This window comes from Streptomyces vulcanius (assembly GCF_042653945.1).
Lineage (GTDB): Bacteria > Actinomycetota > Actinomycetes > Streptomycetales > Streptomycetaceae > Streptomyces > Streptomyces mangrovi.
Genome location: NZ_JBHSFK010000046.1, coordinates 22,228 through 45,795, shown reverse-complemented (window position 1 = coordinate 45,795; position 23,568 = coordinate 22,228). Strand labels below are relative to the sequence as shown.

30 protein-coding genes are annotated in these 23,568 nt (G+C 67.3%); 24 read left to right on the top strand and 6 right to left on the bottom strand.

Features of this window, described 5'->3' with window-relative positions:
* Positions 1-12 precede the first annotated feature (12 nt).
* The 3 genes from ACFPIH_RS45905 (at position 13) to ACFPIH_RS45895 (ending at position 2,532) form a co-directional block, all read left to right on the top strand.
* Positions 13-1,194, top strand: a complete 1,182-nt coding sequence (locus tag ACFPIH_RS45905) for a hypothetical protein (protein WP_381184975.1) — start codon at positions 13-15, stop codon at positions 1,192-1,194.
* 23 nt (positions 1,195-1,217) lie between these two features.
* Entirely contained in the window at positions 1,218-2,135 is a 918-nt protein-coding gene (locus tag ACFPIH_RS45900; RefSeq protein WP_381184972.1) for a hypothetical protein, read from the top strand.
* Positions 2,136-2,388: 253 nt separating this feature from the next.
* A complete protein-coding gene (locus tag ACFPIH_RS45895; protein WP_381184969.1) occupies positions 2,389-2,532 on the top strand; it encodes a hypothetical protein in 144 nt (47 codons plus the stop codon).
* Positions 2,533-2,809: 277 nt separating this feature from the next.
* On the opposite strand, the gene ACFPIH_RS45890 is transcribed toward ACFPIH_RS45895, so the two are convergent.
* The 4 genes from ACFPIH_RS45890 to ACFPIH_RS45875 form a co-directional block, all read right to left on the bottom strand.
* Positions 2,810-5,185, bottom strand: coding sequence for a DNA topoisomerase (locus ACFPIH_RS45890; RefSeq protein ID WP_381184966.1), 2,376 nt, complete (start codon positions 5,183-5,185; stop codon positions 2,810-2,812).
* Between the two features lie 443 nt (positions 5,186-5,628).
* Entirely contained in the window at positions 5,629-6,768 is a 1,140-nt protein-coding gene (locus ACFPIH_RS45885; RefSeq protein WP_381184963.1) for a hypothetical protein, read from the bottom strand.
* Positions 6,765-7,172 carry a hypothetical protein gene (locus ACFPIH_RS45880; RefSeq protein ID WP_381184961.1) on the bottom strand — a complete coding sequence of 136 codons (408 nt, stop codon included), beginning with the start codon at positions 7,170-7,172 and terminating at the stop codon, positions 6,765-6,767. Before ACFPIH_RS45880 ends, ACFPIH_RS45885 begins: the two co-directional genes overlap by 4 nt.
* Positions 7,173-7,470: 298 nt before the next feature.
* Positions 7,471-8,271 carry a hypothetical protein gene (locus ACFPIH_RS45875; protein WP_381184958.1) on the bottom strand — a complete coding sequence of 267 codons (801 nt, stop codon included), beginning with the start codon at positions 8,269-8,271 and terminating at the stop codon, positions 7,471-7,473.
* Positions 8,272-8,671: 400 nt separating this feature from the next.
* On the opposite strand from ACFPIH_RS45875, the gene ACFPIH_RS45870 reads away from it, so the two are divergent.
* The 14 genes from ACFPIH_RS45870 to ACFPIH_RS45805 all read left to right on the top strand — a co-directional run bounded on the left by ACFPIH_RS45870 (position 8,672) and on the right by ACFPIH_RS45805 (position 16,215).
* Entirely contained in the window at positions 8,672-8,911 is a 240-nt protein-coding gene (locus ACFPIH_RS45870) for a hypothetical protein (RefSeq protein WP_381184955.1), read from the top strand.
* 15 nt (positions 8,912-8,926) lie between these two features.
* Complete coding sequence (locus ACFPIH_RS45865; RefSeq protein ID WP_381184952.1) at positions 8,927-9,376, top strand: homing endonuclease associated repeat-containing protein; 450 nt, start codon at positions 8,927-8,929, stop codon at positions 9,374-9,376.
* Positions 9,377-9,479: 103 nt separating this feature from the next.
* On the top strand, positions 9,480-9,890 hold the full coding sequence (locus ACFPIH_RS45860) for a hypothetical protein (RefSeq protein ID WP_381184949.1): 411 nt from the start codon (positions 9,480-9,482) through the stop codon (positions 9,888-9,890).
* 80 nt (positions 9,891-9,970) lie between these two features.
* Positions 9,971-10,318, top strand: a complete 348-nt coding sequence (locus ACFPIH_RS45855) for a hypothetical protein (protein ID WP_381184946.1) — start codon at positions 9,971-9,973, stop codon at positions 10,316-10,318.
* Positions 10,306-10,521: a hypothetical protein gene (locus ACFPIH_RS45850; protein ID WP_381184943.1), complete on the top strand. Its 216-nt coding sequence runs from the start codon at positions 10,306-10,308 to the stop codon at positions 10,519-10,521. The genes ACFPIH_RS45855 and ACFPIH_RS45850 overlap by 13 nt, the downstream gene beginning before the upstream one ends.
* A 736-nt stretch (positions 10,522-11,257) precedes the next feature.
* Positions 11,258-11,563 carry a hypothetical protein gene (locus ACFPIH_RS45845; protein ID WP_381184938.1) on the top strand — a complete coding sequence of 102 codons (306 nt, stop codon included), beginning with the start codon at positions 11,258-11,260 and terminating at the stop codon, positions 11,561-11,563.
* A 10-nt stretch (positions 11,564-11,573) separates the two neighbouring features.
* Complete coding sequence (locus ACFPIH_RS45840) at positions 11,574-12,158, top strand: hypothetical protein (RefSeq protein WP_381184936.1); 585 nt, start codon at positions 11,574-11,576, stop codon at positions 12,156-12,158.
* Positions 12,159-12,515: 357 nt separating this feature from the next.
* Positions 12,516-13,103, top strand: a complete 588-nt coding sequence (locus ACFPIH_RS45835; RefSeq protein WP_381184934.1) for a hypothetical protein — start codon at positions 12,516-12,518, stop codon at positions 13,101-13,103.
* Positions 13,100-13,600: a hypothetical protein gene (locus tag ACFPIH_RS45830; RefSeq protein WP_381184931.1), complete on the top strand. Its 501-nt coding sequence runs from the start codon at positions 13,100-13,102 to the stop codon at positions 13,598-13,600. Before ACFPIH_RS45835 ends, ACFPIH_RS45830 begins: the two co-directional genes overlap by 4 nt.
* Before the next feature lie 2 nt (positions 13,601-13,602).
* The gene (locus tag ACFPIH_RS45825; protein WP_381184929.1) at positions 13,603-14,289 is read left to right on the top strand and encodes a hypothetical protein; all 687 of its coding nucleotides are present in this window, start codon (positions 13,603-13,605) and stop codon (positions 14,287-14,289) included.
* A 140-nt stretch (positions 14,290-14,429) separates the two neighbouring features.
* Positions 14,430-14,576, top strand: coding sequence for a hypothetical protein (locus ACFPIH_RS45820; protein WP_381184926.1), 147 nt, complete (start codon positions 14,430-14,432; stop codon positions 14,574-14,576).
* Positions 14,573-14,839 carry a hypothetical protein gene (locus tag ACFPIH_RS45815; protein WP_381184923.1) on the top strand — a complete coding sequence of 89 codons (267 nt, stop codon included), beginning with the start codon at positions 14,573-14,575 and terminating at the stop codon, positions 14,837-14,839. Before ACFPIH_RS45820 ends, ACFPIH_RS45815 begins: the two co-directional genes overlap by 4 nt.
* A gap of 102 nt (positions 14,840-14,941) precedes the next feature.
* The gene (locus tag ACFPIH_RS45810) at positions 14,942-15,565 is read left to right on the top strand and encodes a hypothetical protein (RefSeq protein ID WP_381184920.1); all 624 of its coding nucleotides are present in this window, start codon (positions 14,942-14,944) and stop codon (positions 15,563-15,565) included.
* A gap of 41 nt (positions 15,566-15,606) precedes the next feature.
* Positions 15,607-16,215, top strand: a complete 609-nt coding sequence (locus tag ACFPIH_RS45805; RefSeq protein WP_381184917.1) for a hypothetical protein — start codon at positions 15,607-15,609, stop codon at positions 16,213-16,215.
* A gap of 311 nt (positions 16,216-16,526) precedes the next feature.
* Here the strand turns inward: ACFPIH_RS45805 and ACFPIH_RS45800 are convergent, their stop codons facing one another.
* On the bottom strand, positions 16,527-17,435 hold the full coding sequence (locus ACFPIH_RS45800) for a hypothetical protein (protein ID WP_381184915.1): 909 nt from the start codon (positions 17,433-17,435) through the stop codon (positions 16,527-16,529).
* A 9-nt stretch (positions 17,436-17,444) separates the two neighbouring features.
* Positions 17,445-17,768, bottom strand: coding sequence for a hypothetical protein (locus tag ACFPIH_RS45795; RefSeq protein ID WP_381184912.1), 324 nt, complete (start codon positions 17,766-17,768; stop codon positions 17,445-17,447).
* A gap of 580 nt (positions 17,769-18,348) precedes the next feature.
* Between ACFPIH_RS45795 and ACFPIH_RS45790 the strand changes: the two genes are divergently transcribed.
* From ACFPIH_RS45790 to ACFPIH_RS45760, 7 genes are all read left to right on the top strand, one after another.
* Positions 18,349-18,657 (top strand): hypothetical protein, encoded by a 309-nt coding sequence (locus tag ACFPIH_RS45790; RefSeq protein WP_381184910.1) that lies wholly within the window; start codon positions 18,349-18,351, stop codon positions 18,655-18,657.
* A gap of 138 nt (positions 18,658-18,795) precedes the next feature.
* Complete coding sequence (locus tag ACFPIH_RS45785) at positions 18,796-19,356, top strand: hypothetical protein (RefSeq protein ID WP_381184907.1); 561 nt, start codon at positions 18,796-18,798, stop codon at positions 19,354-19,356.
* Positions 19,353-19,544: a hypothetical protein gene (locus ACFPIH_RS45780; protein ID WP_381184905.1), complete on the top strand. Its 192-nt coding sequence runs from the start codon at positions 19,353-19,355 to the stop codon at positions 19,542-19,544. Before ACFPIH_RS45785 ends, ACFPIH_RS45780 begins: the two co-directional genes overlap by 4 nt.
* Positions 19,545-19,927: 383 nt before the next feature.
* A complete protein-coding gene (locus ACFPIH_RS45775; protein ID WP_381184903.1) occupies positions 19,928-21,358 on the top strand; it encodes a transposase in 1,431 nt (476 codons plus the stop codon).
* Between the two features lie 399 nt (positions 21,359-21,757).
* Positions 21,758-22,360, top strand: a complete 603-nt coding sequence (locus tag ACFPIH_RS45770; protein ID WP_381184901.1) for a hypothetical protein — start codon at positions 21,758-21,760, stop codon at positions 22,358-22,360.
* Positions 22,361-22,774: 414 nt separating this feature from the next.
* Complete coding sequence (locus ACFPIH_RS45765; protein ID WP_381184898.1) at positions 22,775-22,972, top strand: hypothetical protein; 198 nt, start codon at positions 22,775-22,777, stop codon at positions 22,970-22,972.
* Positions 22,973-23,090: 118 nt separating this feature from the next.
* Positions 23,091-23,426, top strand: a complete 336-nt coding sequence (locus tag ACFPIH_RS45760; RefSeq protein WP_381184895.1) for a hypothetical protein — start codon at positions 23,091-23,093, stop codon at positions 23,424-23,426.
* Positions 23,427-23,568: the final 142 nt, after the last annotated feature.

Sequence of the window (23,568 nt, the reverse complement as noted above, 5' to 3'; positions counted from 1 at the left end):
AGGAGTCCCGTGATGGACCACGACACCCTCCCCACGCTCGCGCTGCTGGCCGACGCCCACCACCTGGCCACCTTGTCCGGCATCGACCCCGACGTGCTCGCCGCCGGTCACCCGCTGGACTACCCCGCGCACATGGTCCTGCGCGAGATCCACCGGCACCAAGGCCCCGACGCCACCGAGGCCTTCCTCGCCGGCCCCGACACCCGGGCCGCTCTGCTCGCCGAAGCGATCCGGCGGTTGAGGAGCACCGACTACCAGGCCCTCGCCGAGCACGGGATCACGCCCGACACCGTCACCACCAGCCCCCGCGAGGCGCTGCAGGCCGCCCAGGCCCTGCTCCCCGGCACCGAACAGGGCCGCCAGGAGGACGACCTCGCGCTGTGGGCCAACAGCCGCAGCTTCGCCGCTCTGCGCATCGACGAACCGGCGGCCTTCACCCGCTACGGACACCGCTTCCGCCCCACCATCGAGATCGCCGCCTCCAGCTACGGCCGTGGCTACTACGCCTTCTCCGTGCCCGGCAACGACGGCTTCCTCATGCAGCCTGCCGCCATCGCTGTCGTCGCCCGCGTCTATGCCCATCTCGCCCGTACCAGCCCCGGTGACCTGCCGTCCGGCCTCACCGCCGCTCAGCGCATCGGCATCGGGCGGCTCACAGCGCTCGACGCCTGGTACCAGGGCCCGATCGAGGATCTGCTGAGCGAGATGTTCACCGCGCACGAGGCCGGCCACACCCTCCGCATGGACGGCCACGCCCCCCTCCGTGACCTGCTCACCAAAACGGGCCACGACCCCGACGAGGCCTTCCAGCACGGCTTCCCCACCCCGCACCAGCTCAAAGCGTGGTCCCGCCTCCAGGCCGGTACCGCCTCCACCGCCGACATCACCTTCGTCCTCGGTGACGCCCTCGCCAACGCCACCTCCGCCCTCGTCCTGCCGCCCGGCGACCCCATCTCCGCCGTCCGCGCCGCCTACCTCTGGCAGATCATCAGCCCGCCCCGGCCCACCGGGGCCCCGCGCGGCATCGCCACCAGCCTGCGTCTCGAAGAACGCATCGCCGTCGACGAGCTCCTCGACGACCTGACCACCCTCTTCCAGGCGGCCCACACCCAGCCGGCCACTGTCGCCCAGCGCATCCAGGCCCTGGAACACACCAGCTGGGCCCTGCTTCAGCAGCACACCTCCGCAGCATGACCCCCAACCTCACGGAGCCCGCGATGACCACCGGAACGCCGATCGCCCGCCTGTACTTCTTCGACGACCTCACCTACCACCTGCGCCGCATCTGCCGCGCCCAGCAACTGCCCGACGCCGACACCAACCGCCTGCTGACCACCGCTGTCGACCGCGTACACCAGGCCCTGGCCGGACTCGACCCGGCACACCAGAGCGCCGTCCAGGTCACCTGGGAGCACGCCTGTACCCAGCTCGCCTTCGACCTTCACCGCTCCGGCGCCTCCTTCGACCTCCTCGTCTCCCAGGGCTGCAACGGCCAGCACGCCGGCGACTCCCTGCTCGCCGAGTTCACCACCGCCTACGACCGACCGCTGGCCGCCGCGACCGCGAACGTCCGCTCCACCCACCTGCTCACCGACCCCGCCGACGCCTTCCACTCCGACTTCCGCATCGCAGCCAGCAGCGGCGCCCCCCTCGACGAGCAGTGCCGCACCGCCCTCGGACCAGCCCTCAGCAAACACCAGGGCAACACCGAACCGTTGCGGGTCGCAGTCTTCGACGACTGCATCCAGACCGGACAGGGCACCCAGGCCGTCACCGAACACCTCATCAAGGCCCTGCCCACCGGACAGGCGGCCGAGATCCACACGATCGGCTTCATCGCCTGCCAGGCCACCCAGCAGCGCTTCGCCGAACGCGGCTGGCACCCCGCCCAAGGGGTCCTGCTGCCCGGGGCCACCTACCCGGACAGCTGGGACACCGACATCTACTTCCTGAAGGACCTGATCCTCAACAACGCCATCCGGTACACGAACAACACCAGCGAGGCGTACATCGACAACCCCGAGTGGATGAAGAAGATCTTCGCCCGAGACCCCGCCGCCGCCGCTCACGCCCTGAACAGCCTGCGCACCACACTCACCGAGCAGGGCATCTACCAGCACCTGCTCGACCTGTAAGCGAGCTCCACCAGCAGTGGACCGGCATCCGCGTCCGTCACGACGAGATGGCCGCCCACCTCGGCCTGTGGCTGGCCATCATCGATACCGGCCGCCCGCGACCTCGGCCTGGCCAACCCCGCCGTCCGCTGGTCCGGTGCCGCCCTGTACGACGGCGGCACCGTCGCCTATCTCACCGCCCGCCCGGTCAGCGACGACGCCGACGAGTTGGGCCCTGCCGCCCACGGCCCGGATGCCGACAAGCTCACCGGCCGTGGTGATCGACCTCCTGCACCGCTGGGATGTCCAGCGGCCCACTCACCCGGTCATCACCGCCTGCCCGGCCACCGCAGACGACTCGCTCGCCGTCGGCGCCAGGGTCACCCGCCCGGACACCCGGTTGACCATCGGCTGGTGAACGAGCTTCACCTCGTACGACCCCGAGAGCCCTGAGACCGACCTCATCGTCGCGTCCTCGGGGCTCTGCTATGCCTGCCCAGGAACCCACCCTGGCTCCGGAGAGTGTTCGATCTCCGGTTACGGTTCGTGAGTGGACCGAGGTCCTGCGGCTGGGCCCGGAGGGCTGACGTAGAGAAGTCGCAACACGCTCAGACTTGACAGGGAATGTCGCTGTCGTGCGAAGGCAATCCCGAGGTCCGGGACCCGCTGCTGCTCGTCAGTGTCTGTCCTGGGCATCAGCCGAACGACGGCACGATCTTCTTCTTGCCGCCTTCTTCCTTCCAGGACACGGCGGCATCAAACGTCTTGCCCTTGGCGGAAACAAAACCCTTGCCCTGGATGGTCTTGCCAGCCGCCAGATCCTTGCGCTCCGCGTCCGTGAACACGTGCTGGCACCAGGATCGCGGCGGCTCGTCGCCGGAGCCGAAGTCGGGGACGATCTTCTTGGCCTTCGCGTCCCAGCTGACCTTGCAGCCGAAGTTCATACCGGTCCTCGCGCTGACGAAGTCGTCGATCTCCAGCGACTGGCCCGCCAAGAGCGCCGTGACCTCAGCCGGCGTGAACGTCCGGCCGGACCACATCGTCGGCTTGTCCGGCACCTCCAGCTGGAACCCGACGAACTTGCGGCCCTTGTAGTCGCCGACGCCGAGCGCTCCGGTGGCCGTGTAGGGCTTGCCCGCCTTGTTCGTGGCCTCGAACGAGATTGTCTCGCCCGCCAGCAGCTTCGCCACCTCGTCGTCACTGAACTCGTGGCCCGACCAGATCTTCTTTAAGGCGACCTTCTTCGGCCCACCCGGAGCGGCCAGCCACACACCCTCGGCGCGCGCAGCGACCACCTGCTCCTTCAGGCCCAGCTCGGCGCGCATGGACGCGGCGTTCTTCGTCATCGTCGTGATGTCCTCGCGCACCCAGTCGGCGACGACGGCCAGGCGCTCCTCGGCCGTCGCCGTCCCGGCGGCGATGTCGCGCATGTCGGCGTAGACCTTCTCGGTGAGCCCGAGGTCGCCGATACGCGTGCCCGGCAGGAGCCGCCAGCTCATCTCGCCGGCCTGCGCCAGCCTGAGTTTCCGGCCCTTCTCCGTCAGCAGCGGGTACTTCGCCTTGCCATTGGTGACCTCGGCATACGTCGAGGTGCGGGTCGCGCCCGTGCCCACGTCGCGCTTCTCCAGCTGCTTCATCAGCCACTTCATCGTCGGATGCTCGGGGCGCTTGTTCGCGCCCTCGAAGATGAACGGCTCCGCGATCTGGCCCAGGCCCTTGCCGGACTCGTTCTCGTCGCCTTCGGCCGTGTCGTCGCCGGCGTCCGGGTCGAACACGGCGCGCCAGCCGGGGTTCTTGGGCACATTGGCGATGCCGACGAAGTGCGGGTACTTCTCCACGTGGCCCTTCTGCTGCTCGTAGAGGTAGTCCTCGGCGAGCATGGCCAGGTAGTTCTTCGCGAGCATCTCGTAGATGAGCCGTCCTGCCTTGCCGTACTTGTGCTCGACCTCGTCCAGCGAGGAGGGCACCTTCGGGCCCGGACGATTCGCGCCGTGCGCGCCCTGGGGCTTCACGTGTGTGGACCGGGGCTGGCGGTGCGTCAGAAGCCCAGCGTCGACGCCGACCACGGCGGCGATCTTGTCGACCAGCGGGGCGAGGTCCTTGAACTGCTCGGGCGTGATCGTCTTGTCCTCCGTGCGCGGGTACGAGACGACCTGGTTCTCGTACATCTTCTGGTAGGTCGAGAGCGTCAGGTTCGCCTTCACACCCTTGCCGACGAGCATCGAGGACAGGGACGCCAGGTCGAGCAGCTTCGGTGGCGCGGTCTTCTTGCCCGCCTTGCTGTCCAGGACGACAGGGGAGGGGCCGTACTGCTGCGGCACCTGGCCCTTCTGGTCGAACCGCGGCTCATCAGGGTTCGTGTACATGACGTCGTTCTCGTCGCGGAAGCGGTTCTGGAAGAACGGCTTCTTGACGTACGCGTCATAAGCCTTCTGCTGGTCGCCGACGAGAGAGACCATCGCGGACTTCAGCCGGCCCTGGCGCAGCACGAGGTCCTGACCGGACTGGCGGCCCATCGCCGTAGCGATACGGGTGAACTGCATCGAGAGGAAGTCCCACTGCGAGCGGTACATCGCCTTGCGGTAATCGCCCTCGTCCTGCATGGACTTCACGGGCCGGCGCTGCTCGAAGGCCTTCTGGATCGAGGCCTTCGACTCGTCGGTGAACTCCATGCGGCTGAACCGCTTGCCAAGGAAGCCGAGTTCGTCGATCGCCTCCCAGAAGAGCAGATCGCCCTCGCCGGACGGATCCAGGTCGGTGGCGATGACGATCTCGTCGCCGCGACCGAGCGCCGCACGCAGAGTCTTGATGACGTCCGCGACGTTCTTCTGCGGCTCGCGCTTCCACGAAAGATCCTGCGGGTTCCACGGCAGATTGCCCAGGTCCCACGTCTGATAGTCGTCCGCGAGCGAGGAGTTCACCATCGCGTGGGGCTGGGCGAACTCGTAGAGATGCCCCCTCAAGGTCGCCACCTCGTAGGCCGTGCCCTTGTAGCTGCCCTTCGTCCCGCCGAGGGCACTGGCCATGTTCCTCGCTGCGCTCGGCTTCTCTGCGACCACGATCGCGACCATGTCGACTCCTTCTCGCCGTTGACTCAGAAACGAGTGCGAGTCTACTCGAAAGGGTTGTTAGATGATGATCGAAAGGGATCTGGAAGGGTATTGAATGGTGTGTGAGTCGTGTAAATAAGCCCGACGCCGGCACGCTGTTCGAGCAATCGCCGCTCGTGAAAAAGAGAAGCCCCCGAGAAGCTGTGCTTCTCGGGGCCGTCGTCTGTCGAGCGCTGTCACCACCCAGTCGGCAATGCCGCGCCGAGCCGGACGCGGTTCACCCGCAGCACCTCGCCGAGCGTCTCAAGGCCCCTCAGGGCGCTTCAGGCCGCGTTGCAGGGGACCGACGAGGGCATGATCCCCGGCTGGCTGGTACACCGGGTCCTGGGCGCGGAGACCCAGACCCTTGCTGCACTTCTTGCGGCGCTGCCGGGCGGGGAAGAGCTTCACCTTGCCCGCCGGGGTCATCGAATCGGCCGTCCTTCCCGCTCGCGTTCAAGCTTCAACTGCCTCCTGGTCGCTTCCCGGGCCATGTCCCGGAGGTGGATCGCCTCCGTGTGCGTGATCGGCGCGTCGTGGAGGTTGTGCGAGCCCCGCAGGAAGTTTTCCGTACGGTCGGCGATGGAGTACGCCAGCGCCTGCTCGACCACCGCGCTGGTCTGGCGCACCTCGCCCAACTCGTCGCGCAGCTTGCGCAGCAACCCGTCCCGCTCGCGTTCAGCGGCCTCGATGCTCGCCAGGCGTGCCACCACGCTGCCCAGCAGCGGATCGCGGGAACGGAATAGCTCGACGGCACGCTCGGTGGCAGGATCGGCATCAAGGTGCAGGTCGAGCTGCGCCAGCAGGAACGCCGTCACCAGCGTGCCCTGGCTCAGCCGCCGGCTGAACTCCCGAGCAGCGCTGTCACTCACGCCCAGCTCACGGACCGCGGCTGCTCGCAGCTGCTCCCGCAGCGCGTTCATGATGCTCTCGGGCAGCGCCTTGATGTGCGGCTGGCTCTGCACGCCGGCGAGCCGGAAGCCCGACTGGGGAAGCGTGGCGGTCTCGGCTGTGCTGCCCGATCCACCCTTCGAGGCCGCACTCTGAACGGCGTCCTGATGGTCCGTGAGCTGGAGCGAGCCGGGCGTTATATGCTCGGGTTCATCCGGTGAGGCGACGACGTCGTGAGAAGTGACTTCCGCTGCGGCGTCCTCGACGTCCGGCTGTGCCCCGGGAGCCGGAACAGCGGCGGCCGCAGGGTCCGCCGGCGCACCGCCCGGGAACACCCCGGCAGTTCCTCCCTGTCCACCGCCGTCACCACCACGCTGGTTGGATCCGCCGGCCCGCTCGGAGTCGCCGGCGTCGGGCTCGTAGTCCGGCTCCAGATCGAGATCAGCATGCAGACTTTCGACCTCGAGTTGAGAGTCGCCGCTGCCGGCCTCGTCAAGCTGCGCCTCCGGCTCGGGCGTTGCCACCTCAGGCTCAGGCTGTGCCGCCTGGGCCTGGACGCGCTTGAGCTCCTCGCTCCCGCCGCGCCGGTAGGCGTCGAGGAAGGACGTGTCCACCTCCATCACCTCGTCGGTGGGTGTGGCCGCTTCCAGCATCTCTGCGAAGTCCCGGCTCATCGGAGCTCGCCGTCCTCGTCATCCAGGAGGTAGTTGTCGCCGCGGGTGAGCCCGATCAGCGAGTCGAAGCCCGTGGTGACGACGCGTTCGAGGTTCGCCGAGTTCTTCGCCAGCGCCGCGACCTGGTCGACGAGCTCGTTGAGGCGGGCGATCTCCAGGGTCGGCAGGTCGTAGTCGAGGTTCTCGCGCCGGATCTTCTCGACCACCGCCTCGGCCACGTACTCGTTCACCGAGGAGAACCCGCGCTTGCCAGCCCAGTACTCCGCGCGCTGCTTGTCGTCCGGATCCAGCCGGACGAACATGCCCTGGCGCCCACTACTGCTGCCCTGCGTCGCGCCCGGCGGCTTCTTCTTCGTGCCGCGCACGGGCTGCGTCGTCTTCTCCAACTCCTGTGCGGCGGTCATGCCCGGCTTCTCCTTGCCCTATTTAACCGATCTATGAGGCCCACCTTATCGACACTAGTCGATAAGCCACCTGAACTCTTTGCGCTTCCGCTCGAATGCCAGTAGAGTCGCAGTCGCGCCCAGTCAGTCCCCCCCCTGGCGGCGCATCACCGCGGCAGGTGGCCCCGCTCGATTCCTTTCCTCTCGGGCGGGGTCACCTGCTGCGGACCACACCCACCCTCGCGTGACGGCGAGAGAAGAAGGGGCCCGGTGCGACACGTGGCGCACCGGGCCATTCGTCTGCCTGATGGACTCCCGCTCAGGAGCCGGGCATGGGATTCGGCGTCGCATTCGTCGTGCAGTCGGCAAGCCCCAGGGTGAACCTCGGCGACTGCCAGATCACCTTGTCCTTGTCGCTGGGCAGATGCTCGACGATCGACCCGGTGCCGAGGGGTGCGCCGCCGGCGAAGAAGTGCAGCGCGTTCTGGCTGAAGCCCGCGTTGTACACCAAGGTCGACAGGCACTGGCCGGCCGCCGCGTAGGTCTTCTTCTGGCCCTCGTCCCGGGCGTAGGAGGAGAACATCGAGACCAGGCCCTTGCTGAGCTCGATGGACGAGTTGACCGGCTGATCCGCGCGGACCGGGTAAGCCGGCTTCAGGTTAGGCTTGCCAGCTACAGGCTTCGCGGCTGCCTTCGGCGGCACGTAGCTCTGAGTCTTGGGGCTGTTGCCGTTCGGAAGTACAGCCTTGTCGATGCACGCGTCGAAGTCCTCGCGCAGCGACCGCGAGGCCAGGAGCGCAGCGTCGTCCTCGCTCACCTTGTTCAGTCCGTCGATGACTACACCCATGTCGTCGCTGTCGGACTTGACGATGTAGGCCAGCGCCTCCTCCGGCATTCCCGCCTTCCGCACTGTGCTGGCCAGGCAGGCCCCGCCGTCCTTTCTGGAGCTCTCGGTGCCCTGGAAGGCGAGCTTGTCCAGTGCCTCGCCAAGGGCCTTGTCGGTGACCTTGGCGGTGCTCGGGGCGGATGACGGCTGTGCCTGGGTTGTGCCGCCGCCGGAGCATCCAGCGAGCGCAACCCCCACGATCACAGCCGACGTCACAGCAGAGAGCCCAGCCATCCTCGTCCTCCAGATCTTCATCGCCTCTGGCCTCGCCTCTCCTGTCGGCATCCAGTCAGATTGGGCCGACTGGTCTTCGAGGTATCTTATCCAATGCCTATTGAATGGCGGTCCGTGATGAGTCAGAATGCCGCAGCGGAGAGGGGGCAGAGGGCGCGCCGAGCGGGGCTCGGGCGCGCAGGGTACCTGCAGGTCTGACTGGCGTTTGGGGATCAACGGAGTTGATCCGGAGGACTCTGTGACGCGTCGTGCGCGTGCCAGCTGAGGGTGGCCCCCGGCCGGGCGGCTGTGCGTGGGCTTCTCATCTCATCCCGTGAAGGACCGCTCGCCATGACTGCCCTTTGTTCCTGCCCCGGCCTGGCCACCACCGACGCCGATCTGGTCATCGCTCACGTGCAGCGTGAGCGATGACCAGAAGACCTGGCACCCAATCGACTTGGACGGCGAGGGCCGGGCCTGTGTCGACAAACAGGCCGCCGCCTGGCTCAAGGAACGGCCAGACCTTGCCGTCGAGATCGACGATTCGACCTGCTACGGCGAGTTCCCCGGGACCTTCAACGAGATGTCCGCGTCCATCGAACCGCGACCGGCAGCTCGTGCAAGTACGGACGTTCTGACGCGCATCCGGCTTTCAGAATGAGAGGTAGGACCGACCGTGACTCCGTCTGCTGTGCACGTCCCTGCGCCCAGAAAGTCCGGGCCGGTCGTCTACACCGACCAGCAGCTCCTGCACGTGCTCATCCACCTGGCGCAAGGAGAGAACGCTCTGGGACGTCGCACCTTCGAGCAGCGCCGCAGGGGCACCGATCCATCAGCTCCGCTCTACGAGCGCCGCTTCGGCAGCTGGAACCGTGCGCTGGAGCTCGCGGGTCTCGCCGTGACCGAACAGCCCCAGCAGCTCCGGACTGCGACGACGAAGTGGACCCAGCCGCAGCTCATTGCCGCGATCCAGCAATGCCTCAGGGAGACGGGATCCACGACGCTAGCGGCCTACGAGGCCTGGCGCACGGATTCGGCGGACCTAAAGGGTGATGTCCCGCCGGCCACCACCATCCGCTTCCGAATGGGCAGTTGGTCGCGGGCCACGGAGCTGGCTTGCGGCTGAAGCCCCGCCACCACCCGCGTCGCCCTACTCGCCGACACCCTCGCCGCCCAGACCGGCTTCATGGGCGCAGCAGACGACCCACACCGCTTGCAAGGAGCCACTGATGTCCGAACCTGTCGACTTCCATCGCGTGATCGTCCGCGCACCCAACTCCGTCACGGCCGCCGGCTGGCAATTGGTGATCCCGCCCGCCGACGCTTTCGACCCTTCGCTCGTCGGCGTGGTCCCGGTCGGTGAAGTCCGCCCCGGCGACATGGTGATCGGCACGATCCAGCCGTACTACGACCACCTACTCCGGCCGCTGGACCGCGCTCAGTGGGTGTCGTACTTCTCGCACGCGGCCAAGCCGCAGACCGGGAGTGCCCGCCCGTTCGACCCGCAGCACTGCAACCTGTGCGCCCACGAAAGCTACGTGCGGGGTATCGCCGCTGGCTCCGGTCACTGGACCATTGACGGCTGTACCACCTACCGGCCCGGCAGCCTCCTCCTCGCCATCCGCGGCAACCGCGCCTGAGCGGTTCCCGCCCTACTTCTTTTCGCGCTGTGCGCTGTTCAGCCCTGCGTAAAACCCACTATGACCGAGCCGAGGACTCCATGACCGTCATCGCCGCGCCGATCGCTGACCTCCTCTTGGCCGACGCTGCGTCGGCCGAGGTGACCCGTACAGTCACCGCGCCTGAACTGCTCGGCGTCGCCGCGCAGCTGCCCGAGCTGGAGTGGTGCCCCTTCTGCTCCTACGACGAGACCAGCGAGCCTGGCCTGCCCCGCGACATCGTCAAACGCACCGTCGAACCCGCCTTGCCGCCCGAGGACTGGGACCCGGGCTGGGGCCAGGGCCCGCTGTACGAGGTCACCTACCTATCCTGCGGCCATACCCTCGCCGAGCTCTGCGAGTCGGCCACGCTCCACTCACCGAAAGGACCGTCCCCATGTACCCCCTGACGCCATTACTGAGGATGGCGTTCCTCTTCACCGCGCTGGCCGTCGTCGTCTGCATCCTCCGGATCGCCCGTGAGATCAGCACCCAGACCCGGACGCCGGCACCGGCCGCGCAGCGCCCGGAGGCCGACGGGTCCACACCCATCGTGCGCATCGCGGTCCACCGGCCGGACGAGCCCTACGACCACGAGAAGCACGGTCTCTGAAGACCAGCACTCCATTCATCTGATCGCCCTCAACCCCCACGCCTGGGGCCGCCCTTGACAGCGAGAACCGCCCTGACCCTGGCCCGTGCCCGCCTCGGAAACCGTTACTTCCACCGCATGGCTGCTGCCGTTTCGGACTTGCTGGAACTCCCGGTGCCCTGGAGGACGAGGTTGTCCAGCGCCTCGCCGAGGGTCTTGGCAGTGGTCTTGGCGGTGCCCGTGGTCGGACTTGGAGCGGGCGACGGTTGTGCCTCCTGGGCTGTTCTGCCGTTGCCGCCGGAACGCCCACCGAGCGCAACGTCCGCGACCGCAGCCAGCGCCGCAGCAGAGAGCCCAGCCTTCCTTGTCCTCCAGGTCTTCATCGCTTCTCGCCTCGCCTCTCCTGTCACCGACCAGTCCGATTGGATCGACTGACCTTCGAGGGTGGCTTATTCGAATGCCTATTGAATGATGGCCTGTGGTGAGTCAGAATGCCACGGGATAGGGGGTGTAGAGGGCGTGCTGAGCGGAGCTCGGGCGCGTAAGGCGCCTGTGGGTCTGTTTGGTGCTGGGGGATCAACGAAGTTGACCCGGACGACTCTGTGGCACGTCATGCGCGTGTCGGCTACGGGTGGCCCCCTGTCGGGCGGCTGTTCCTGGGCTTCTCCATCTCCTCCTACGAAGGGCTGCTCACCATGACTGCTGTTGCCTCGCGCCCCGCTGCTTCCGCCGATGCTGCTGTGCCCGATCTGGTGGCGTGGCGGTTTGGCCGAGACCGCCACGAAGGTGCTGCCGCCCATCATCGAAAAGGAAGGAATCCGCCACCTGGACCGGCGGAGTACTGGGCAAGGTCACCCGCTACGAGACCGAGGAGCGGGACCGCTACACGCCCAGCGGCGGCCGGTACCGGATGCGGCACGTGACGGTCCGCACGCCCGACGACTCGACATGGCGTGGGCGCGGCAGCACCGCGATGGACGCGATCACGATCCGGCGGGTGACCAAGTCGACGTCCAAAGACGGCAAGGGGTCGAAGGTGCTTCGCGACCTGCTCAAGATCTAGGGGGGAACTCATGACCCGTCCGCGACTTCCGTACGAGTGGGATGGCAAGAAGAAGTTCAGCCGCACCGACACGGGCATGACGATCAAGATCGTGGGCCAGGAGCTGGTGTACCACCGGTCGGCAGCCGGGCCCACGCCCGCTGATACGACGCACTTCCTGATCCTCGGTGCGCGCCCGACCATGCCGCGCAGTGTGTCGAGTCTGGTCGACGACCACGGCAACCACTGGCAGACGGGCTGCGCCTACATCAACCCCAAGAACACGTACGGCGACGGGTTCGACCGGACGGTGTGCTGGCCCGCCGGTGAGGCCGACGCCCGCGACGGTGACGTGCTGTACATGCTCCAACTCCAGCGCCGTCCGGCCGGCAGTGACGGCGAGTGGGAGAACTACAAGATGCCGCACAGCGTGAGGGCGGCAGGCTTCACCGGGGACCCGACCCCGTTCAAGGGCAACACCCTGGCCGAACTGCGCTGGTACCCGGAGGAGCAGCCCCGGCACGAGTGGCGAGCCCGCATCGATCAGTACGTCATCCACTGGCGAGGACGGCCGCACTGGGTGTACCCGGACGGTTGGGTTGAGCGCGACAACTGAGTGGGCGGCTGTGGCTTTTCATGCTCCAGCGGTACGTACCGTGACCAACTGGCTGAATGAGTCGACACCGCGACCCGCTACGTAGAACACAAACCGCCTTGCGATGGCACGGCATCCGATCCGCTCGCGGCCTACTGCGTACGCCACATGAGTGCACGCGTGCGTAAGTGCAAGCCCCAATACCGCGTGAGGGTCCGCGAATTCAGAGGGCGCACATTCCATCATGCATTCGTGGTGCACACCGATGGCACCCACACAGCAATCGACGTCTGAGCTAACAGCAGTCCAGGACGCAGCAGAAACGCCGCGCCCCGGGCTGCCGACTGTCAGTCGAAATCCGTCTTTCGAGGAGGAATGATGACCCACCACTACAAGCGGCCCGAGAAGTGCTACGTGACGCCCGGAGAAACCGTCGTCGTCAAGTGCGGTGCATCCGAGTGCATGATGAGCATGGGGCTCACCAACAAGTTCATGCCGGTCACCATTCTGGACAACGGATACGGGCAGATACGCGATCCGCAGGCCGGTCACGACTACTCCATGCCGACTCCGCTGAGCTGGATCAGCTGCTTCTACGAGGACACCGACGGCCGGTACGGGACCGAGGTCTACGAAATCGGCGTCGGACACACCGTCACCCATACGTCCGGCCGCTTCTACGTCTACGTGGACGGCAAAAAGCTCTTCGGCGTGCAGTCCCCGCGGTTCGAGGAGATGCGCGACGAGGCCCGCGAGATGCACACGCGGGACATCCCGAGCGCCGAGGTCCGCTTCGTGGAGAACAGCCGCGCTCTGCCCACCTGGTGGTCCCGCTCCGTCGTCGTGCCGCTCGATGCCGAGATCCGCGACCACGTCACCCGCACCTACCGCGACACCTGGATCGACATTCCGACCCACTTCAACCTCTTCGCTGGCCGCTACCACTCACAGGGAGTCTCAGCGTGAGCAGCGCGAACGCCGGGCCGAACGTCCACCACTTCGACGACACGACCGAGGCATACAACGCCACACAGTGGCGCGATGACATCCGCGACGGCGACGTGCTCGTGATCGAGACCGAGAAGGTCATCGGTATCGCGTGGACGTGGCCGTTCGCGCTGACCGAGAGCTTCGGCGAGCTGCACGTCACGACCGCCAACCCCCGCACCTACCAGGACGGGATCTTCGCGGCCGGTGTCGACCGGGCCGAGCAGCTCGCCCGGGAGATGGGCTGGCGGATCGTCCCGGCGCTGGACGTGTCCATGGCCCGAGCCTTCCTCACCAGCTACCCGAAATGCGGAGAGCCGATCGGCTTCAAGGTGCTGTCCCGCAAGACCGAGGCCGGCCGCGAGCGCACCGGCTGGCTGGTCGCTGGCACCACCGGGTTCATCGAGCTGGACACGTACGGACACGTCCGCTTCGCCAACGAGTGGTCCCCCCTCACCAATGCGAAGGAGCACTGAACATGTCCGGTGGAGTGGTCGGTTACACCTACGCCGACGACAACCTGTGCCCCTCGTGCACGATCGGGCGGATGCGAGCGAACAGCATCAAGGTCGCCCGCAGCAGCGACCACGAGGAGGCGATCCGACGCACGGCGGAGCGGATCGGAGTCAATTTCAGCAGCGAACGGTCTTACGACTCCGGTGAATTCCCGAAGACGATCACCAGCCAGCAGACCCGCACAGAGCTGACCGAGCTGCCGGACGGAGAGCGCGGCGAGATCGAGGACGAGAAGTGCGACCGGTGCGGGAAGTGGATGAAGCTCGGGGAGAAGTCGCCGACCGAGGCCGGTCTGACCCGCCGGGTCCGTGACGACTACGAGCTGCCGCAGGCCCTGGCCCGAGAGATCGCCAGGAAGTTGCGCGAGTGGGGCCTGTCGCACCCGGCGTTCATCACGGAGGACAACGTCCGCCAGGCCGCCGCGATGTTCCCGCATGACTACGCCACCGTGCACCTCTCCGGCGACGCGAGCCTCGGGCTGATGCCGGCGCCCGAATACGACGAGGACCCGTGCTTCTACTGCGAGCAGCCGTACGAGAAGCACACGTTCGTCTGTGAGACGTGCGGCACGAACGTTCCGGCCGACATCAAGCACTCCCACCAGGTCCCGGTCAAGGGACAGCTCAAGTTCCGCACGATCAACAAGTAAGGGAACCAAAAAATGGGCGATCTGGTATTCGAGTCCCCCCGGCTCCGCGGAAAACCAATCCCGCATACGAGGCTGTAGCCGAAGCGCTACGCAATCGGCCCCACGAATGGGCCAGGGTGGGCGCATTCCCGTCGGCACCCATGATGGCCAGCAACATCAAGCGCGGCAGGCCGAAGGCGTTCGAGCCCGCCGGAGCATTCGATGCGGTATCCCGCAAGGTCGAGGACGAGATGGTTCTGTACGCGCAATACGTCGGTGAAGCGAAAGACTCGGTGGAACCGTCGTGATTCTGCTGATGGGCCGCTTTGATTCCGGCGGCAATCTCATCATCGAATCGTCGGACCAATTCCCCGACGACCACCCGCAAGCCGAAATCGAGGCTCTGGTTGCCGAGAGGGTCGGTGACGACCCCAACGAGTGGGCGCATTCATACCTGGTGGACTCGCACACCCGGGCTGTAAATGAGGCGTACCAAGAGGTCGTCAGAGACGTCGATGACGAGAATTCAACCGTTATCGACAATGTCTGGGGCGTCCTGGTCGACGACTGAAACCTGCCCGAACGGCGAGCAGCGAATGCCGGACGGCATTCGGCGGGTTCGATTCCCGCGCCGGGCATCAACCCATTCACCGCTGGTACCTGGGAGGGGAAAATGTTTTCCATCGGCGATTTGGTCCGCTTCGACCTCGAAACCGCGCAGGGTTTCACCGAGCAGCACTACGCGACCATCGAGCAGTTCCGGAAGCGGGACCGCAACAACTACCGGCGCCCGCCCACCAATCCGTACGCCGCCTTCCTGGCCCCCGAGCACGCCAGTACGCAGGTGCTGCCGCTGGCGAAGTTGACCCCGGCGGTCGACGACTTCGAGATCGTCACCGACCCCACCGCGGTCCACGCGGGTGCAGGCGAGTGGAACGACTACCACTACCGGTGCCTGCGCTGCGCGCGCTACAGCTACAAGAGCGCCCAGGTCATGGCGGTCCACAAGAAGTCCGGCCAGCGGGTGCGCCTGTGCGACGACTGCTTCGAGCCCCGCGAGCTGGCCCTGCTCGGCCACGAGGTCTTGTGGTACCAGCGGAACAGCAAGGACAGCGTTCTGGCCCTGCGCGCCAGCCCGGAGCTGATCACTGGTGCGGCCAGCAACTCCTTCTACGAGAAGTCCGAGGGCGAGTCCTACCGGGAGTGGGCCGACGCCTTCCCCTGGCTCGTCCCCGGCCCCGCCGCCGAGCTGTACAAGAAGTGGAAGGAGGAACAGCGTGCGTCAGCCACTGCCTGAACACCGGACCGCCCTTCACGCCGTCCGGAAAGGGGAACCCTATGTCCGAACGCGACATCGTCGACGTCCACAAGCTTCCGCCCTACTACAAGGCCGACCTCAACCATCTGCCGCCGGTGGAGCAGTCGTTGCACGGTCGCCATGAGCTGATCATCGGTGACATCACCCGGTACCGCGCAGGCATCGAGTACTACGCACCGATTGCCCCCACCGAAGACGGCAGGCTCCGGGGCGGCACACTCACCCTGAGCGAGCCGCAGGCCCGCCATATCTACGCTCAGCTCGGCGAGCTGTTCAAGCGTTGGGACCTGGAGAACGAACGTGAGACCGAATGGTCGAGCCGCCCACACTGCAGTGCCTGGATGACCTACGGCACCGGTCACCTCTCTCAGCCACACATGGATGTTTCGGTATGGCAGGACAAGCTGACCGGCGAGCACCCGGGCGACGAGCGGGCATGGTCGCCCGACTATGACACGCCTGCTGCGTTCAGCGAGCGCACCACGATCGCCGCCAAGGGCGGAGACCCCGAGGACGGCAAGCGCGAGGCTGAGCGGCTTCTGAGCGATGCCGGGTGGCGAGTGATCGGCGAATGGCGAGACGCCGACGACATGGCGCTGATCGTTAGCGTCGCCCGCACAGAGGACTGAATCGCCGCTTCTCTGGGCGTGTTGCAGCACCGACGAACAACGGTTGACCGCTGGCATCGGCAACGTCCGCACGTCCGCCGGGGCCCTCAGGGACCTCCATCATCGAGCCGTCCCGCGTACGGACCGAGCGCAGACGCACCGGATTCACCGCGACGTATCGCCGTGCCGTCGCCCACTCGTATTTCCGTGTACGTTCCGCGTGTTGTAGAGCCCGACCCGTCTCTTGTACGTTGTGCGGGCGACGGCGGGGTTGTCTCAGCAGCCGGTGACGGCCGGGCCGTCCTGGAACAGGAGGATCGCCCGGTACGCCGTCATCGCCCGTCTCCGCCGGCCGCGGCGCTCTCGTCGGCGAACGGGCTCGGCGAGTGGGCGACGACGTCCGGGTGCAGCGCGGGGGCGATCTCTTTGAGGTCGGGGTGGGTGGCGGCGACCTCGCGCAGCAGCCGGGTGAAGGTGACGTGATCGAGCCCGCGGCCGGTGCGGGAGACCAGTAGCGGGCCCTCGGTCTCGGTGGAGTGCGGGGCCTTGTGGGTGCGCACCGGCAGGTACTCGTCCAGTGCCCACACCAGCGGGCGGGGGATGGAGGTGAGTGGGCCGACGGCGGAGGCGCTGTTGTTCTTGACTGGCAGTTTCCAGGTGGGACCGGCTTGGTTGTCGCGCTGGACGTACTGCATGACGGCCGCGATGGACTGGCCCGGGCGCAGGCCCGCGAGGGTCATGTAGGTGGCGAGGCGGGCGCGTTCGGGGTGAGGGCCGCGGTAGCGGTCGGCGGCGGTGCGCAGCGCGTCGGTCTGGAACCGGGTGAGAGTCTCGCGCGCGGCCGGCGGGGTGGGCCCGGCGAGCACACGCCGGGGCGGCAGGTTCCAGCGGGCGGCGCCGAGGTCATCCTCGCAGTGGGCGTAGAAGCTGCGGACGGCGGAGACGGCGCGGCCGCGGGAGGTGGCGGCGAGCGGGGCACCGTCGAAGGCGGTGAGGCGTGCGGCCCAGTCCTGGATGTGCAGGGGCTCGAAGCGCCAGACGAAATCGCCGATGTAGGTGAACCAGTCCTGCTTCCAGCCGGCCGGGGCGTCGATCCCGGCGAGGTAGAGGCGGTAACGGTACTTGGTGTCCTCGTCCCAGACGCGCCCGATGACCTGCTGGCCGTCGGGCCGGACGTACGAACCGGCGAGCCAGCCGTGCAGGATCGCGTAGGGGTCCGGGGCCTTGGTCTGGGAGTCCATCCCGTCACTCTACGAATCCGGCGTGCTGTCCCGGTCCGGGAGTCCCGGCTGGTCCTGTTGCAGCAGTTGACCGCCAGGAAGCAGGTCACCCTGCCGCAGGAAGGCGGCCATCCACAGAACTCCCTCCACGAACCCGTCCCTGTGCTCGGGGGACGCGGCGGCCGGGTTGCTCGCCTGGTACCGCTCGGCATAACCGTCGGCCCACCGGGCGACTGCCAGATGGTTGCGATAGATGTCCGCATACGGGCCGGTAAGCGCCTCGGCTGCCCTTTCAGGGCGCCAGTCGATCTCTGTCTTGTCGAAGTCGAGGAGCTGCTCGTCGTTCTCGTCCATGCCTGAAAGCTAGCCGTCAGGCGGCCGGAAACAGCTCATCCTCCGGGTGCGGGTCGGGACTGCGCGCGGCCGTATCCGTAGAAGCACTGAACTTTAAGGAACAGACCGGTGCTCTTTTGCTCCTACGACGAGACGCACGCCAAGAAGCAGCGGGCCGAGCTGACGCGGGCCGCGATCATCGAGCAGGAGGGGCACCGGTGAGTGACATGTAAGAGCACCTGGCGAAGATGCTGACGATCGTCGGCATCGAGAAGATCATCGAGCGGAACCTCGGGGGTGTGGGTCCGCATCCGGATGTGGGAGGACGCTGTACGCAGCTTCCGCCGGGACGCTGCCGCCGACGAGCAGCGGTTCACAACGCCTGAGGAAGTCCGAGAGAACGTCGGCGTGGCCGCAGTCGACGGCATGAAGAAGCTGACGGACGTACAGTTCGACAGGCAGTTCGCCCACAACGTTCGGGTCGAGGCCGAGAAGTCGTACGCCCCCCTCACACGCTTCAACCGAGTACGTGCTCAGGGAAGACGAGGCCTTCGTCCAGGACAACGGGCGCGTCTTCATCTTCAAGAGGAACCCCTGACCAATGAAGATCGCCGTTGTCAGCTCGACCGCGCTGCTCACCACGCCGTGGGGCAGCCTCCACCACATGCCGCTTCCCGCACCGAGCGACTTGGCTCAGGATCTCGTGCGGTCCTACCGCCTGATCGGACGACTACAGCAGGCGCACCAGGCAGAAGGCAGCGCGGAAGAGTGGCAGTCCGTGATGAGGACCATCACGGACGCAGCCGCGGCACGGGCCAGGACCAGCTCCAGCTATATCGAGAAGACCCGGCAGGTCGCTGCCGACAAGACGTACCTGATCGACAACGGGCTCTGCCACGAAGGACAGTAGGCCCAAGGACGCCACAACAACTCAGCGGCTCACCATTCCGGTGGGCCGCTTTTGTTATGTCGGGAAGTGCCGGGTCGACAGACGCCGTCTCTACATTCCGACCACCACCGCCGACACCGCGATCAAGGAGAGCTGACCGTGCAGGAGCCGAAGTTCAACCCGCCCTACGGTGGCGCCATCAGCCACGTCACCGATCCCGCCGAGCATCACGGCTACCTGCACATGGTCGCCTGGGCCGTAGAGATCGGGTCCCACGCCGAGTACATCAAGGATCGGTGCGCGAAGGCGAAAGCCGCAGGCGCCCCGCGGGACACCCTGTACGAGCGTTCGGGCCCCTGCGGGGTCGGTACCGGAGAGTGGGTGCGGTTCAGCGACAGCGACACCACCGGCCACGACGCGGCCCGCGGGTTCGTACGCATCGAGCAGTACGTGCGGGAGCTGGTGCGCTACCAGCACGCCGTTGCTCAGTACCGTAAGTGGCGCAGGACGGCGCCGCCGCTCAAATCGTTCACGGTCACGATCATGGCTCCGATCACCACCACCGTCCGTGCGCTGGACGAGGAGGACGCGCGTCGCACGGCGATGGCCGGCTGGGCGCCGAGCCCGGACGGCATCACAAGGGTCCGCCTGACCGGACCGCCCGGAGCGTGGGTCGCGAAGTTCAAGGGCACTCCGAGCGTCAAGGAGGTCCGGCGATGAAGCCGATCGAGCTGCGCACACTGATCCATACCGCGCTGAACAAGAAAGCCGGCCCACAGTACGGCGACATCCTCACCGCCGAACCGATCCCGCCCGTGCCCGGCGAGCCGGTGCGCCTGCGGGTGCAGGCGCCAGACCCGATGGGCGCGATCCGCACCCACCTGATCGAGATCAGCGAGGAGACCTGACGCCGCCTGCTTTCGTCGCCCCCTGCCGGGGCAACACGGCGACGTGCTCGTCGGCGATGCCGAGCCGGTCGTCCGCCTGTTCCGGTGTCAGCCGGGACACGCCGGTCAGTCCCCCTTGCGTGACGTGTAGTTCTCGACGAACGCGCCCTCGCCGACCAGTTCGTCTGTCCGCTCGCGGGTGCTCATGACGTATACGCCCGCCTCGTCGCCTGCCCGCTCGACGGTGCCCCGCAGCTGCTCGTACGTAGCGGCGTCGAGGGTGCCCTCGGCACCGCAGCGCGTCGAGCACGCCGAGGGCGTTGTCTTCCAAGGTGCGGCCGGCGTCGTCAGATGCTTTGAGAACCTTCGCGATCCCTTCGAGGTCGACGTCGCCGTCGGCGTACATGGCGGTCAGCTCGCCGAGCACGCGCCCCGCGTCGTTGGGCACGAGGTACGGCCGATGGCCGAAGGGGCGCCGTACGCGTGTCTCGCGGTCGTCCTGGTGGCTGGTCTACTCGGTCACGGTGTCTCTCTGGTGTTCATCGGTGCGGGCCGTTCTGCGAGCGAAAGCCTGCCAGGAACCCACGGTTGTTCGTGACGTATGTCGTCGACGCGCCCTCACCTCGGCCGGGGACAACCCCGAAAACATGCGGTCCGAGAGGGTGTTCACGCACCTCGCCGGGGTCGGGCTGATCCCGGCTTCCTCCGGCCGCACCCACCGTCACCGCCTCAACCGCGACGGGGCCCGGGCCGCGAACAACGCGCTGCACACCATCGTGCTGGTCGGGATGCGCTTCGACGAACGCACCCGCGCCTATGTCGAACGTCGCACGCCACGCACATCACTCAAAACGACCTCGCTCCAGCTGCCTGACAGCTATACGGGCGTCCCGAGAACGGAAAATCCGATGAGCGCCAAGCTGTACGACGGGCTGCGGCTGACCGCGCACGCGCCCGACCTCTTCGAACTCACCCGCGTGATCTCCAAGCGCATGCGCGAGGTCTTCCGCGAGCTGGCTGTACCCATCATCGCCAGGAACGTCGCCCGCGTCACCGACGACTCCGAGGTGCGCGAACGCGACATGGGCGGTCCCCTGCACAACTACACCGTCTACCGGGCCCGGAAGCTCTGGCTCGACGAGCAGGCCGGGCTCGATGACCACATGACGTTCCACGATCCGCTGCGCTTCAGCATCGTCTTCGGTCAGGTTGACGACGAGTGGGGCACACACCGGCTGGCGTACCCCTTCGCCGGGAACCGCGCGTACACCGACGCGCTCCTGGCCCTCGAAGCCGATGGCCACCCGATCTTTGTCGACTACCACTACCAGAACCAGGCTGACCGGCCGGCGGAGGTCTCGGACGACGAGTGGACGCATCGGCGCGACGACTGGAACCGTCTGCTCGACGCCGACGACCGCGAGACGGATGGCACCTTAGGGCATCTCCCCGGCTGGCATCTCCCGGACAGCATCGAAGGCGTCTTCGACGCGGTGCTACTCGGATACAAGGACACCACCATCGATCTGAACGCGCACCGCACCATCGAGCACCGCATGCGCCGGGCACTCAACCGGGCGGTGACCCTTGACCTGGACCTCGACGAGGTCAGCGGCATCAACGGAGTGCTGATCCGTAACCAGTGCATCGAGCGCGCGATCTCTCAGTATCTCGGCACTGCCGAGGGCAAGGCCATGCCACGGCCCGCGCCACTGCCGGATGCTCGGGAACTCGACGTCATGATCAGCGAGTTGCCGCCCGTCTATGAGCCTCCAGCTGGAGCCGTTGCCCGGATCGGTGAGCTGTATCGCGAGCAGGCGCTCGCTGGTGACTGATCTGGATCGACACAGTCGATCCGGAAGTAGATCTGCAGGGAGCATCTGCATCCCCCTCGCCCACGGGCGCGATCGCTTCGTGGACCCTGCGGCAGGTCAAGGTCAAGGTCGAGACCGAGCGCCTCGCCGACGACTTCGCGGCCAACGCCGGAATCCACGGCGCGAACTCCCCCGACCTTGGCGCTGCCTGGGGCATGACCACCAGGGCGCACGCAAGCGCTGACCCCACCCGGTCAGCGCCGAGGCTGTGAACCCGTGCTGGTGGTGAATCGCCACCGCCGCGAACCGCAAGGTCCAGGAGGCACCCTAGGACCTCCCGTACGACACGAGTGAAGAGGCCGCTGCCGCCGCCGGCGTCTTCCTCGCCGCCAACACCACCACGACGGACGGAGACACCACGTGATGCTCGCGATCGGCGCGCTGCTCGGCTGCGCCGCCACTCTGCTCACCCTCGCCATCCGGCGCAGCCTGACCCGCACGCCGCACTGCGGGTGGTGCGCGACCGCCTCGAACTGGCCCACCTCCCAGCACGACGCCCTGCTCAGCCGCGGCTACGTCCAGGACCGCCACCGCGAACGGCTGCGCGACATCAGGCACGGCCGCCCCGTCGAGGAGCCGGACCCGTGGGGCGAGGCGTACCTGCTCGACGAAGTGATCGTCCGGAGCCGACGCATGAGCACCGAGACCACCGCAGCCGCCGCCGACTTCGCCCAGGCGCTCGCCGAACTGGCCGACGGATACCCGACCGACCCGGAGGGCACCGTGCCCGTGATCGTCACGGTCGCCGACCCGACGACCGGCGAGCAACACCCGGTCCCAATAGAGCCCGGCCAGCTCGACTGGGTGACCGCCCTGGTACGGGGCGAGCTGGACACCTTCCGCGCCGCCCACTCCGACGGCACCGGCTACTGCGGGCACTGCCGGGGCACCGGCCTCGCGGGTGGAACCGGCGGCGCCGCCCTGCTTGCCGAGCTGCCCGCCGACGACGGTAGCCGCCCGTAACGTCCGTCACTCCGCCGCCGTGCCCGGACTGCTCGACCGTGACGGAGCGGATCGAGGCCGAGGGCGAGGAGGTCTGGCACTGCACGGCCCTCGACTGCACCCGCCGCACCTACGGCACCGGCGACGGGAACGACGACTTCGGCCTCCCCTCCTACAGCGAGACCGACGAGCACGGCGGCGTGATCATCTACCACGGCACCGGCAACATCGACTTCGAGGCGACCGCCGAACTGGCCTCCCAGGACGGCCCCGACGACCAGGAGCAGGACGACGACGCGGGCCACGCTGCTCCGCCGCCCCGGTGTGCCGGAACCCATGAGGTCGGCTGTCTTCCTGCTGCTACGAGCTCAACGCCGGCGCCGCCGCAGTCGCTCACCTCATCGGACAGATCACCTTCTGAACCAAGAGCACCTCATGTTCCGCATCATCCGAACCCGTACCAACCGGCAGCTCAACACCTCGATCCAGGAGCTGCACGACCGTGGTGAGTCTGAGCGCCGCTGGCGCCTGACGGCTGAGCAGCGCATCGAGCGGGCCCTGGCGCTGCTGGAGGGCCAGGACACCGAGCTGGCCGCCCGGCTGCGCGCCGTACTCCAGGGGGACCAGCCGTGACCGCGAACCGCCACCAGCCTGCCGCCTCCGCCCTATCGCTCGTGCTTCAGGCCCACGGAGCACGCGAAAGCGGGGGCATCAGCTGATCGCCCCCGTGGGCGTCCACAATCCACATCACATGAAGAGCGAGATCACCATGGCTGAGTCCACGACCACCGCGAAGCGCGACGTGACCGTCGACTTGGGCTGCATCGAGCTGACCGGGTCGCTCGTGCACGACGACGAGCACCGCGTGCTGGAGATCGAAAACGCCGAGGGCCCCGCTGAGCCCATCTCGATCAGCCTGCAGGGCTACGGTCTCACGCCCGAGCCCGGGAACGTCTTCATCAAGGACTGGTCCGAGCACTCGGGTCTGATGGCTCGCCTGGCTCCGGCGGGTCTGGTGAAGCCCGTGCACGCGCTCACCGTCGGGCCCTTCGGCTCCACGGCCTACGAGGTTCAGGTGACGCTGTGAGCGTCGGGATCCTCATCTGCGGTCGGCCTGGTCCTGGCGCTGTTCTGGTTCACCCTGGTGGTCGTCCGCCGAGGCGGGACCGCCGATCTCGAGCACTCCTATCGGCTGGCCTGCAAGAGGGGCGACACCGCCAGAGCGGACC

Bases quoted from the DNA above. Each gene is read 5' to 3' on its own strand.
- ACFPIH_RS45905 (WP_381184975.1), top strand. From the start codon at position 13: ATGGACCACGACACCCTCCCCACGCTCGCGCTGCTGGCCGACGCCCAC.
- ACFPIH_RS45900 (WP_381184972.1), top strand. From the start codon at position 1,218: ATGACCACCGGAACGCCGATCGCCCGCCTGTACTTCTTCGACGACCTC.
- ACFPIH_RS45890 (WP_381184966.1), bottom strand. From the start codon at position 5,185: ATGGTCGCGATCGTGGTCGCAGAGAAGCCGAGCGCAGCGAGGAACATG.
- ACFPIH_RS45885 (WP_381184963.1), bottom strand. From the start codon at position 6,768: ATGAGCCGGGACTTCGCAGAGATGCTGGAAGCGGCCACACCCACCGAC.
- ACFPIH_RS45880 (WP_381184961.1), bottom strand. From the start codon at position 7,172: ATGACCGCCGCACAGGAGTTGGAGAAGACGACGCAGCCCGTGCGCGGC.
- ACFPIH_RS45875 (WP_381184958.1), bottom strand. From the start codon at position 8,271: ATGGCTGGGCTCTCTGCTGTGACGTCGGCTGTGATCGTGGGGGTTGCG.
- ACFPIH_RS45860 (WP_381184949.1), top strand. From the start codon at position 9,480: ATGTCCGAACCTGTCGACTTCCATCGCGTGATCGTCCGCGCACCCAAC.
- ACFPIH_RS45855 (WP_381184946.1), top strand. From the start codon at position 9,971: ATGACCGTCATCGCCGCGCCGATCGCTGACCTCCTCTTGGCCGACGCT.
- ACFPIH_RS45850 (WP_381184943.1), top strand. From the start codon at position 10,306: ATGTACCCCCTGACGCCATTACTGAGGATGGCGTTCCTCTTCACCGCG.
- ACFPIH_RS45840 (WP_381184936.1), top strand. From the start codon at position 11,574: ATGACCCGTCCGCGACTTCCGTACGAGTGGGATGGCAAGAAGAAGTTC.
- ACFPIH_RS45835 (WP_381184934.1), top strand. From the start codon at position 12,516: ATGACCCACCACTACAAGCGGCCCGAGAAGTGCTACGTGACGCCCGGA.
- ACFPIH_RS45825 (WP_381184929.1), top strand. From the start codon at position 13,603: ATGTCCGGTGGAGTGGTCGGTTACACCTACGCCGACGACAACCTGTGC.
- ACFPIH_RS45820 (WP_381184926.1), top strand. From the start codon at position 14,430: ATGATGGCCAGCAACATCAAGCGCGGCAGGCCGAAGGCGTTCGAGCCC.
- ACFPIH_RS45810 (WP_381184920.1), top strand. From the start codon at position 14,942: ATGTTTTCCATCGGCGATTTGGTCCGCTTCGACCTCGAAACCGCGCAG.
- ACFPIH_RS45805 (WP_381184917.1), top strand. From the start codon at position 15,607: ATGTCCGAACGCGACATCGTCGACGTCCACAAGCTTCCGCCCTACTAC.
- ACFPIH_RS45800 (WP_381184915.1), bottom strand. From the start codon at position 17,435: ATGGACTCCCAGACCAAGGCCCCGGACCCCTACGCGATCCTGCACGGC.
- ACFPIH_RS45795 (WP_381184912.1), bottom strand. From the start codon at position 17,768: ATGGACGAGAACGACGAGCAGCTCCTCGACTTCGACAAGACAGAGATC.
- ACFPIH_RS45790 (WP_381184910.1), top strand. From the start codon at position 18,349: ATGAAGATCGCCGTTGTCAGCTCGACCGCGCTGCTCACCACGCCGTGG.
- ACFPIH_RS45780 (WP_381184905.1), top strand. From the start codon at position 19,353: ATGAAGCCGATCGAGCTGCGCACACTGATCCATACCGCGCTGAACAAG.
- ACFPIH_RS45775 (WP_381184903.1), top strand. From the start codon at position 19,928: ATGGCGGTCAGCTCGCCGAGCACGCGCCCCGCGTCGTTGGGCACGAGG.
- ACFPIH_RS45765 (WP_381184898.1), top strand. From the start codon at position 22,775: ATGTTCCGCATCATCCGAACCCGTACCAACCGGCAGCTCAACACCTCG.
- ACFPIH_RS45760 (WP_381184895.1), top strand. From the start codon at position 23,091: ATGAAGAGCGAGATCACCATGGCTGAGTCCACGACCACCGCGAAGCGC.